General features: G+C 60.4%; 11 protein-coding genes and 1 riboswitch. Of the genes, 9 read left to right on the top strand and 2 right to left on the bottom strand.

Going from position 1 to position 10,853, the window contains the following annotated elements:
• From CKW17_RS30485 to CKW17_RS14720, 5 genes are all read left to right on the top strand, one after another.
• Positions 1–239 (top strand): hypothetical protein (locus tag CKW17_RS30485; RefSeq protein WP_218274244.1); only part of this gene is annotated, 239 nt, incomplete at its 5' end.
• Positions 240–367: 128 nt separating this feature from the next.
• Positions 368–1,303, top strand: a complete 936-nt coding sequence (locus CKW17_RS14735; RefSeq protein ID WP_095120401.1) for a Ppx/GppA family phosphatase — start codon at positions 368–370, stop codon at positions 1,301–1,303.
• Between the two features lie 42 nt (positions 1,304–1,345).
• Positions 1,346–1,540, top strand: a riboswitch (cobalamin riboswitch).
• 143 nt (positions 1,541–1,683) lie between these two features.
• A complete protein-coding gene (locus CKW17_RS14730; RefSeq protein WP_095120400.1) occupies positions 1,684–2,697 on the top strand; it encodes an ABC transporter substrate-binding protein in 1,014 nt (337 codons plus the stop codon).
• A gap of 8 nt (positions 2,698–2,705) precedes the next feature.
• Positions 2,706–3,710 (top strand): iron ABC transporter permease, encoded by a 1,005-nt coding sequence (locus tag CKW17_RS14725; RefSeq protein ID WP_176470075.1) that lies wholly within the window; start codon positions 2,706–2,708, stop codon positions 3,708–3,710.
• Positions 3,707–4,471: an ABC transporter ATP-binding protein gene (locus CKW17_RS14720; protein ID WP_095120398.1), complete on the top strand. Its 765-nt coding sequence runs from the start codon at positions 3,707–3,709 to the stop codon at positions 4,469–4,471. The genes CKW17_RS14725 and CKW17_RS14720 overlap by 4 nt, the downstream gene beginning before the upstream one ends.
• Here CKW17_RS14720 and CKW17_RS14715 read toward each other — a convergent pair.
• The gene (locus tag CKW17_RS14715) at positions 4,410–4,961 is read right to left on the bottom strand and encodes a GNAT family N-acetyltransferase (RefSeq protein WP_095120397.1); all 552 of its coding nucleotides are present in this window, start codon (positions 4,959–4,961) and stop codon (positions 4,410–4,412) included. The genes CKW17_RS14720 and CKW17_RS14715 overlap by 62 nt on opposite strands.
• A 427-nt stretch (positions 4,962–5,388) precedes the next feature.
• Here CKW17_RS14715 and CKW17_RS14710 point away from each other — a divergent pair, with 427 nt between their 5' ends.
• From CKW17_RS14710 to yecR, 4 genes are all read left to right on the top strand, one after another.
• Positions 5,389–6,765 (top strand): pyridoxal-phosphate dependent enzyme, encoded by a 1,377-nt coding sequence (locus CKW17_RS14710; protein ID WP_095120396.1) that lies wholly within the window; start codon positions 5,389–5,391, stop codon positions 6,763–6,765.
• Positions 6,762–7,934: a cystathionine gamma-synthase gene (locus CKW17_RS14705; RefSeq protein ID WP_095120395.1), complete on the top strand. Its 1,173-nt coding sequence runs from the start codon at positions 6,762–6,764 to the stop codon at positions 7,932–7,934. The genes CKW17_RS14710 and CKW17_RS14705 overlap by 4 nt, the downstream gene beginning before the upstream one ends.
• Positions 7,935–8,444: 510 nt before the next feature.
• Positions 8,445–8,759, top strand: coding sequence for a hypothetical protein (locus CKW17_RS14700; protein ID WP_095120394.1), 315 nt, complete (start codon positions 8,445–8,447; stop codon positions 8,757–8,759).
• 33 nt (positions 8,760–8,792) lie between these two features.
• Positions 8,793–9,101, top strand: a complete 309-nt coding sequence (gene yecR / locus CKW17_RS14695; RefSeq protein WP_007918065.1) for a YecR family lipoprotein — start codon at positions 8,793–8,795, stop codon at positions 9,099–9,101.
• A 77-nt stretch (positions 9,102–9,178) separates the two neighbouring features.
• Here the strand turns inward: yecR and CKW17_RS14690 are convergent, their stop codons facing one another.
• Positions 9,179–10,801 (bottom strand): hybrid sensor histidine kinase/response regulator, encoded by a 1,623-nt coding sequence (locus tag CKW17_RS14690; RefSeq protein WP_095120393.1) that lies wholly within the window; start codon positions 10,799–10,801, stop codon positions 9,179–9,181.
• Positions 10,802–10,853: the final 52 nt, after the last annotated feature.

The following is a 10,853-nucleotide window of genomic DNA, read 5'->3' as shown; positions in this document are numbered from 1 at the left end:
TGCGCAAATCGGGTGCTGCTGAACATAGTCGAAAATCGAGTCTGAAAAACCTGATTATTGCTCAGGAAGCAGGCACAGCAAGGGGGAGCAAGCTCCCCCTTCAGTTTTTACCGGACACTAGTGACGCGGAGCGTGGGAACGATCAACAGCCAAATCGCAGGCAAAAAAAAGCTGCCAAAACTGGCAGCAAAAACTTTAAGAACACGCGATGTATTGGCCTCAGCATAGACGCCGGATAATGACAGTGTCATGACAGCCGCAAATTCATTGAACCGCCCCTGCCCCGTCATCAGGATGTCATCAAGATCACGGCAGAATCCTCGCAAACCGTCTTGAGCCTCGCGACGGATGCTCTGCAAGGATTCCCATGAAAGACGACGCCTCGCTGTTTGCCGCCATCGACCTGGGTTCGAATGCCTTTCGCCTGATGATCGGCCAGTCGGTGCGCAGCCGAAAGGGTTTGCAGATTCAGGAAGTGAAAACCCTGCGTGAACCGGTGCGCCTCGCTGAAGGTTTTGACGGTGGCGCGCTGGATGCGTTGGCACTGGATCGCGGCTGGCAGGCATTGGCCCGGTTCGGCAAGAAGCTGCGCGGCTTCGAGGCCGGCCGAGTCCGTGCGGTGGCGACCAGCGCGGTGCGTGAGGCGGACAACGCGCAACTGTTTCTCGCCAGTGCCGAGCGGCATCTGGGCTTTCCCATCGACGTCATTTGCGGCCATGAAGAGGCGCGGCTGGTCTACGCCGGCGTGACCCATGCCTTGCCGAGCGCCGCAGATATGCGCCTGGTGGTCGACATCGGCGGCGGTTCCACCGAGCTGATCCTCGGCCAAGGCTCACAACCATTGCTCACCGAAAGCATCGCCATCGGCAGCGGCACCTTGAGCACGCGCTTCTTTCGCGGCGGTGACGTGTCCGCCGGTGCCCTACAGGAGGCCGAACGCTTCGCCATCCTGCAGTTTGAAAAGGTTGCCCGACGCTATCGTGCTCAGGGCTGGCAGCAAACCATCGGTTCGTCCGGCACTGCGCGCATGCTCGCCAAAGTGCTCAAGGCCAATCGCCTCAACGACTACGGTCAGGACGGCATCACCTACGGCGGACTGCTGCGCCTGTCGTTGCTTCTGCTGAAGGTGAACAACGTCCAGCAACTGAAATTGGCCGGGCTGCAACCGCATCGTCAAAGCATTCTGCCCGGCGGTCTGGTGTTGATGCTGGCCGCCTTCAAAGTGTTCGGCATCGCACAAATGGTGCCGTCCGAACCGGGTCTGCGTCTGGGCGTATTGCACGGTTTGATGAGCCAGCACTGATCCTCGCCACGACAGATTCGTCTCCCCTTCAGCGGCTCGATCGACTACCATGCCGCCGTCGGTTCCCGAAGGGGACTAACAGGGAATCCGAGGTGCTTGCACAGCATTGATCGGAACTGCCCCCGCAACTGTAGGTGCCGAGCCTGCTCCACGACTGCCACTGGGTGAACCCCGGGAAGGCTGGAGCAAGGCGATGACGCATCAGTCAGGAGACCTGCCGACACAGTGATTACTAACCGGCGGGGTGTCCGGGAAGGACATCGTGCCGTGCGCGTCTTCGTTGGCTGCCCGGCCTTGCGCTGTTTTCCTGACTGCGTTCGATGGTGTGTTTCCAGACCGTACTCTCCCGCTCCCCGTACGGTTCCCTCGGAGACTGCCCCATGCTGCTGCCCCGCATCGCCACCCTCATCACCGGCCTGAGCCTTGGCGCCATGGCGCATGCGGCACCGACGGTCTATCCGCTGACGATCGAAAACTGCGGCAGCACCCTGACCTTCCAGCACGCACCGACACGCACCGTGACCATCGGCCAGGCCGGGACGGAAATGCTCTACGCCATGGGCCTGGGCGACAAAGTCGTCGGCACCTCGTTGTGGTTCAACAATGTGCTGACGAAGTACAAAGCGCAGGACGACAAGATCCAGCGCCTGGCCGACAACGAACCGAGTTTCGAATCGGTGATCGGCAAGCGCCCGGAACTGGTCGCCGTGGAGCTGGAATGGATGGTCGGCCCGCAAGGCGCGGTCGGCACCCGCGAGCAGTTTCATGAGCTGAAGATTCCGACCTATCTGCTGCCCTCCGATTGCGAAGCCAAGGACAACCTCGTCGGCGCCGACGGCACGCGGCGCGCACCGTTTCGCATCGATTCTATTTACAAGAGCGTGAGCCAACTGGCGCAGATCTTTGATGTGCAGGAGCGTGGCCAGCAGCTCAATGATGAACTCAAGGCCAGCCTCGCCCGTTCGATTGCCACCGCCCAAGGCAAACAGCTCAAAGACTCCAGCGCGCTGGTCTGGTTCTCCAGCGCCGAAATGGACATCGAGCCGTTTGTGGCCGGGCACAAAGGCATTCCCGACTTTATACTCAGCACCCTCGGCGTGCGCAACGTGGTGGAGTCCGATGAAGAGTGGCCAACGGTCGGCTGGGAAACCATCGCCAAGGCCAATCCGACCTTCCTCGTCATCGCGCGCATGGACCGTCGCCGCTTCCCCGCTGACGACTATGAAAAGAAACTCGCCTTTCTGCGCAGCGACCCGGTGACGCGCAACATGGACGCGGTGAAACACAACCGCATCATCATTCTTGACGCCATGGCCATGCAGGCGAGCCTGCGCATGTTCGACGGCATCGAGCAGCTGGCCACGGCCATCAACGGCTATGACCTGTCGCAATGAGTGCCAGCCTGATCCGTACGTTATTGGCCTTGGCGACGCTGTTGATTGCAGTGGTTGCTGGCGTGGCCATTGGTGAGACCTCGATTGAACCGGGCGTGGTCGTGCAAGTGCTGGCGAACAAATTGTGGGGCGCCGGATACGCGCTGGATCCTATCGATGAAGGCATCGTCTGGAACTACCGCCTGACCCGCGCACTGGTCGCGGCGGCGTGCGGTGCCGGGTTGGCCACGTGCGGAGTGATTTTGCAGTCGTTGTTGCGTAACCCTTTGGCCGATCCGTATCTGCTGGGGATTTCTGCCGGGGCTTCGACCGGTGCGGTGATGGTGGCGTTGCTAGGTGTTGGTGCCGGGCTCATCTCGCTGTCAGTCGGAGCTTTCGCCGGTGCAGTCACCGCGTTCGTGCTGGTGATTTTGCTGGCGCGCGTCAGCGGCTCCGCCAGCGGCACCGGGCAAATCATTCTTGCAGGGATCGCCGGTTCGCAACTGTTCAATGCGCTGACGGCGTTTCTGATTACCCGCTCGGCAAGCTCCGAACAGGCACGCGGCATCATGTTCTGGCTGTTGGGCAATCTCGGCGGCGTGCGTTGGCCGTCGGTGTGGCTGGCGGTGCCGGTGGCCGTGTTGGGGTTGGTCGTGTGTCTGTGGCATCGGCGGGCGCTGGATGCGTTTACCTTTGGGGCGGATTCGGCGGCATCCCTCGGTATTCCGGTGCGACGCGTGCAGATTCTATTGATTGGCTGCGCGGCGCTGGTGACGGCGGTGATGGTCTCGATTGTCGGTTCGATCGGTTTTGTCGGCCTGGTGATTCCCCACGCCGCGCGTCTGTTGCTTGGCACTGGTCATGCGCGATTGCTGCCGGCCAGTGCGTTGGGTGGCGCGGTGTTTCTGATTGCTGCCGATGTGCTGTCGCGCACGCTGATCAAAGGTCAGGTGATTCCGGTCGGGGTGATTACCGCGCTGGTCGGTGCACCGGTGTTTGCCTTGATTCTGGTTGGCCGCAGGTCCGCACGATGAACAGTGTTTTGAGTTGTTCTGGTCTGAGCTTCAGAGTGCGCGGCGCCGAGTTGCTCAACGGTGTCAGCCTTGAGGTTCAGCGCGGCGAGACACTGGGCATCGTCGGGCCGAACGGTTCGGGAAAATCCACCCTGCTCAAACTGCTGGCCGGGTTGCGCGAGCCGAGCGCCGGCGAGGTGCTGCTCGAAGGTCAGCGCCTGGGCAAAATGGCCCGACGCAGCATTGCGCAAAAACTGGCAGTGGTCGAACAACAGGCCGACACCGATGACGGCATTCGCGTGTTTGATGCCGTGGCGCTGGGGCGCACGCCCTGGCTGTCGGCGCTGCAACCGTGGTCGCAGGTGGACGACGCCATCGTCGAGCAGGCGTTGACTGACGTTGATGCGATGCACCTGCGCACACGCCTGTGGCGCAGCTTGTCGGGGGGTGAACGGCAACGGGTACACATCGCTCGGGCATTGGCGCAACGACCGCAGATTCTATTGCTGGACGAACCGGCCAACCACCTCGACATCCAGCATCAACTGACCATTCTCAACGTGGTGCAGGCCTTGCCGGTGACCACGCTGATCGCACTGCATGATCTCAATCAGGCGTTGAAATGCGATCGTCTGGCGGTGTTGGAACGGGGTCGACTGGTGGCGTTGGGCGCGCCGTTGGAAGTGCTGACACCGCAGCGGTTACAGGACACTTTCGGGGTCAGGGCGCACTATCTGACGGACCCGTTCGATGGGGCGCAGATTCTTCGATTCCACTCATGAAATCCTGCATGTGCGTCGTCTGCCAGACCGGGTCAGCGTCGACCTCGATAATCTCGAAGCCCTGCCGTTGCCAGAACTCGATGGCTCCCGGCAGAAACGGATGAGTGTGCAGGTAGATCAGCTCGACCCCGTCGGCGAGCGCCATTTCCTTGAGTGTTCGATACAGCGCGCCGGCCAGCCCTGAGCGTCGCTGCGAGGGCAGGACGAACAGGCGGACGATTTCCACCACGTTACGGTCAGGCCAGGCAAGGCGCGCGAAGCGTCGGTCGTAAGGCAGATAACCGATGGACGCGACGATCTGCCCTTGCTGGCGAGCAATCAGAAAACGCCCTTTCCCACCCAGATAAACCTCGGCGAAACGCGCCAGATCGTCTGGCATACCCGTTGCGCTGAGCTTGGGGAAAAGCTCGGCACGGGCCGCCAGAACAAAGTTCAGCACCTCGCTAATGTCTGCTTCAGACACGGCCTGAATGATCGGTTGATGACTCATGTAGTGCAAACGCCTCGACTGCGGCCGCTCAGAGTAACAACCCCCTACCCTGTGCTGCCATGGAAATTCCCCGAACCTGAATGTCATGCGCCGGCAGGGTCAACACCTTCATTGGCTGCCCGCCGCCATCTCCGGCAGCCGATAACTGCGCGATGTGAAATCTTCCGGACGGTTTTCGCTGCAGGATATTGCTTCGCAAATCAAGCCACTCGCCGCCGGGAAGACGCCCTTTGAAAACTCAATGACGCCTCTGTGTAAACGCACTCAAGCCCGTCCCGGCAAGTCTTTGATTTCGATCTATCGTTAGATCGAAATGGCTGTATTTGCGACTGACTAAAGGTTGCGACAGCCGATGTCTGAGCCTATGTTGCACGCGAGTCTTTTCCCCGCGATTGGAACGCGATCAACACCACCAAGAGGTGAAGAAATGTCAAAGGAATCACGCCCTGCCGTACTTGGGCTGATAGGCAACACTCCGCTGGTTCAAGTCACCCGCTTCGACACCGGGCCTTGCACGCTGTTTCTCAAACTCGAATCGCAGAACCCCGGTGGCTCGATCAAGGACCGCATCGGTCTGGCGATGATCGACGCCGCCGAGCGTGATGGTCGTCTGCAACCCGGCGGCACCATCGTTGAAGCCACCGCCGGCAACACCGGCCTGGGTCTGGCACTGGTTGGCCGCGCCAAAGGCTATCGTGTGGTGCTGGTGGTGCCGGACAAAATGTCCACCGAGAAAGTCCTGCACTTGAAGGCCATGGGTGCCGAGGTGCACATCACCCGCTCCGACGTCGGCAAGGGTCATCCCGAGTACTACCAGGACGTCGCCGCGCGTTTGGCGAAAGACATTCCCGGCGCATTTTTCGCCGACCAGTTCAACAACCCGGCCAACCCGCTGGCCCACGAATGCAGCACCGCGCCGGAGATCTGGGCGCAGACCGAACATGACCTGGACGCGATCGTCGTCGGTGTCGGTTCGGCCGGTACGCTGACCGGCCTGAGCCGCTTCTTCAAGCGCGTGCAACCGGATCTGGAAATGGTCCTCGCTGACCCGGTCGGTTCGGTGATGGCGCAATACAGCCGCGACGGCTCCCTGCCGACGCCCGGTTCATGGGCGGTGGAAGGCATTGGTGAAGACTTTATTCCATCGATTACCGACCTCTCCAGCGTGCGCCACGCCTACTCGATCAGCGATGAAGAAAGCTTCGATCACGCCCGCCAGTTGCTCAAGGCCGAGGGTATTCTCGGCGGCTCGTCGACCGGCACCCTGCTCGCGGCGGCGCTGCGTTATTGCCGTGAACAGACCGAGCCGAAACGCGTGGTGAGTTTTGTCTGCGACACCGGTACGCGCTATCTGTCGAAGGTCTATAACGACCAGTGGATGACCGATCAGGGCCTGTTGCAGCGCAAGGGTTACGGTGACCTGCGTGATCTGATCGCCCGGCGCTTCGAGGATGGCCGCGTGATCAGTGTCGGCCCAGGCGACACCCTGCTGACTGCGTTCCAGCGCATGCGCCTGGCCGATGTTTCGCAGTTGCCGGTGCTGGTGGAAGGCAAGCAATTGGTTGGCGTGATCGACGAGTCGGACATCCTGCTGGCGGTGCACGAAGACGCCGCGCGCTTCAGCCAATCGGTGTCCAGCGTGATGACCGACAAGCTGCAAACCCTTGCCCCCGGTGCCAGCCTTTCCGAGCTGGAAGCGGTGCTCAGCCGTGGTCTCGTCGCGATCATTGCCGATGCATCGGGTTTCCATGGCCTGATCACCCGCACCGACATGCTCAACCAATTACGGAGATCCCTCGCATGAGTCAGCACGACGATAAATCCCAAGGCTTCGCGACCCGGGTGATCCACGCCGGGCAGGCGCCTGACCCGACCACCGGCGCGCTGATGCCGCCGATTTACGCCAACTCCACGTACCTGCAAGACAGCCCCGGTGTGCACAAGGGTTTCGACTACGGCCGCTCGCACAACCCGACGCGTTTTGCCCTGGAACGCTGCGTGGCGGACCTGGAAGGCGGCACCCAGGCGTTTGCCTTTGCTTCCGGGCTGGCAACGATTTCCACAGTGCTCGAACTGATCGATGCCGGTTCACACGTCATCTCCGGCAATGACTTGTACGGCGGCACGTTCCGCTTGTTCGACAAGGTCCGTCAGCGCAGTGCCGGACACCGTTTCAGCTACGTCGATCTGACTGACCTGGCGGCGTTCGAAGCGGCGCTACAGGACGACACACGCCTGGTGATTGTCGAGTCACCGACCAACCCGCTGCTTAGCCTGTCGGACCTCGCCGCTATCGCCCGTATCTGCCGTGCACGCGGGATCATCAGCGTGGCCGACAACACCTTTGCCAGCCCGTATATCCAGCGGCCGCTGGAGTTGGGTTTCGACATCGTGCTGCACTCGACCACCAAGTACCTGAACGGTCACTCCGATGTGATCGGCGGAATCGCCGTGGTCGGCCAGAACCAAGAACTGGCCGAGAAGCTGGGCTTTTTGCAGAACGCGGTCGGCGCGATTGCCGGGCCGTTCGATGCGTTTCTGACCCTGCGCGGGGTGAAAACCCTGGCGCTGCGCATGGAGCGTCATTGCAGCAACGCACTGGATCTGGCGCAGTGGCTCGAACAGCAGCCGCAGGTCAAACGCGTCTACTATCCAGGGCTGCCGTCGCATCCACAGCATGAGTTGGCCAAGCGCCAGATGCGTGGTTTTGGCGGGATGATTTCGGTTGATCTGAACAGCGATCTGGCGGGCGCGCGGCGCTTCCTTGAGAACGTGAAGATCTTCGCATTGGCGGAAAGTCTCGGCGGCGTGGAGAGCCTGATCGAGCATCCGGCAATCATGACCCATGCGACCATTCCGGCTGATACCCGCGCAAAACTGGGCATTGGCGATGGTCTGGTGCGGCTGTCGGTGGGCGTTGAAGACGTCGAAGACCTGCGCGCCGATCTGGCGCAGGCGCTGCAATCGATCTGACCTGGCAGGAACGACAAAGCCCGCACGAGGCGGGCTTTGGTGTTCGAGCAGGCGGCCAGTGCTGGTCTCTGGCTTACAAGGTTTATCGGGCTTCCCACAGTACCGGGCCAAATTGAAAAGGTACGGCCTCGGCTGCTTCACACGGCATAAGGGCTGGATCTCAGCGCGGAGATCTTTCTAACCGTGTACCTTTCGGAGCGCGCCCCACGCCCCCTTGCTATCCGATTGCGCATCAGTCTGCGTCTTCGCCTACATCTTTGAGCCTAGCAAAGGCTCGTCAGCATGACTCAGTGTTTTTAGACTGATTCGAGCTTTGCCCGAATCGGGCAGGAAGAGAAGCGCCTAACGGCCGTCGATCCCCCTACTGCACTAGCACATTTGTGCTAATCGACCGCCCTGTCAGCTGGCGTTATATTCCCCCGCACCCCTCGATGTTCCTCAACGTTGCCTGTTCGCAGCGTGCGGGATCGTTGTGCCTGGAAATCAGAACAACACCAAGGAAGACACACCATGAAACTGCATGCAAACCTCACCAAAATCGCCGTATTCGGTGCCGTGCTGCTCGGCGTGGCCGGCTGCCAGACCATCAAACCCACTGAAGCGAGCATGAAAGAACGCGCGCAAACGGTGATCGGTAAACCGGTGTCGAAAATCGACAACGTCCGCAACGACAGCACCCTCACCTACTACACCGCGTACACCCCGGCCGGGGAATACAACTGTGAATTGCCCAGCGGCGTCATCATCGCCGTGGCCAGCATGGGCATCATGTCGCCGCCACTGTCGTGCCTGCCGAAAGGCGCCTCGCCGATTCCATTCCAGTAATTCCATCACGTCGGTAAAGGACACCGTTTGCCCATGAAAACCCTGATCGCAACACTCACCCTCAGCGCCCTGTTCCTCACTGGCTGCGCCACACCGAAACAATGGGAAGCCACTGGCGGCAGCAAAAACGATGGCGTCGTCCAGGTCTCCTATGAACTGGGCCAGTTCGAAAGCGGCCAGACCAGCGCCGAACAAGGCCTGACCGTGGCCGCGCAACGCTGCAAGACCTGGGGCTACAAAAACGCCGAGGTCACCGGTTCCGAGAAAAACATCTGCCGCACCATGGGCCAGTACAACTGCCTGCAAACCACTATCACCCAGGATTACCTGTGCAAGCGCTAGACGCTTGACCCTGTAGGAGCTGTCGAGTGCAACGAGGCTGCGATCTTTTGATCCTGATCCTGAACGTGCCGAAGCTCCTACAAGGCTTGGGTTTGCGGTTGATGATCGCGCAAGGCTCGCAACGTTGCGCGCAGTTCGGCCGGGCGCACCGGTTTGGACAAAATGGCAATCTGGCGGTCATGTAGCGCAGCCTGGATTTTTTCGACGTCGTGTCCGGTGATGATCATTGCCGGTACTGCCCAGCCCCGTTGTTTACGCACATCGTCGATGCATTCGATGCCAGTGGCGTGGGTGCCGAGGTCATAATCGGCGACGATGATGTCGCAGTCGGTCATCAAATCCCGCCCGCTCAGTTCAGCTTGAACCACACAGCCCCAACGTTCCAATAGCGCCGAAGTCGCGAGCAATACGTTGCGATCATCCTCCACCAGACACACCTTCAACCCGGTCAGTAAACCGACCTGACGTGTTTCATCCCGATTGACCGTTACCTGCGGCGGCGCGGTGATCGGCAAGCCGTACAGAGTCACCGCTGTTCCCCGCCCGAGCCGCGAGCGCAGAGTAGCGCCCACGCCAATCAACTCCCCCAGACGCTTGACGATCGACAGCCCCAACCCCACGCCTTCGACGTCTTTGTCACGCACTTGCCGCACCCGATAAAACTCTTCGAACACCTTGGCCAGATGCTCTTCGGCAATTCCGTTGCCTTGGTCATAAATCACAATGGCCAGCCCTGCCCCGCGCCGACGCACGCCGATCAAAACCGGCCGATGCGCACCGTATTTGAAGCAGTTGGAAAGCACGTTCTGCACCATGGTCGCGAGCAACGCCGGATCGCTGCACACCCAATATTCGCAGGGGCGAAACCGCAGCTCCACGCCAGCCCAACGCGCCGCTTCGGCGTTCTGACGAATCAGATCCGCGAGCCATTCACCTAAATTGAAAGTTTGCAGTTTGGGCAGAACCCGACCGTTGTCGAGGGTGTACAGATCGAGAATCGAGCGGAACAGCTGCGAGACGTTGAGCAACGAACGGTCGATGTTGTCGACCAGACGTCGCTCCTCATCGCCCAACCGCGATTCCCGCAGGCACGCGGTAAACAGCCCAATCGAATGAATCGGCTGGCGCAGGTCATGACTGGCCTGGGCGAGAAACCGCGATTTTTCCAGATTCGCCGCCACCGCTTCTTCGGAGGCCTTGCGCGTACGCTCCAGCAACAAATGCGCGTAAAACGGGATCACCGTGCTGGTAATCATCAGCATCAACACCATGAACGGTTGTGCCTGCCACACCGGGGTCAGGCGATAAACACACAGCAATGCCACCAAGGCCAGCACCGTGGCAATCGCCAGATAACGCGAGCCGTAACGCATGCCATTACCCAGATTGACCCAGATAATCACCGCATACAGTGGCAACGCTGCCTCGCCACCGACCACAAGGCCAAAACAGGTGCCGGTGTAATCGTGAACCATGGAAAAAATCCGCCGCGCCGGGTAATGCCCCGGCCAACGTGCAATCGCCTGACGCAAGCCGATCGAGGCCAGCAAAAACAGAATGATGTAGGTGACAACCGGCAGATAGGTATCGAAGCGCTGGCCCGGCAAAAAGCCCAGTATCAGCATATAAACCACGGCAATACTGGCGATGATGATGCGCAGATTGGCCTGGTCGAGTTCGGTGTTTTTCTCGAACTTCACGGGAAACGTCCTTGTGCGGCAATCGTCAGATTCAGAAGCAGCCTACAGGCAA

The organism is Pseudomonas sp. Irchel s3f10, from assembly GCF_900187515.1.
Lineage (GTDB): Bacteria > Pseudomonadota > Gammaproteobacteria > Pseudomonadales > Pseudomonadaceae > Aquipseudomonas > Aquipseudomonas tensinigenes.
Note: the sequence above shows the minus strand (reverse complement) of the source record. Positions and strands in the feature narration are given on the sequence as shown.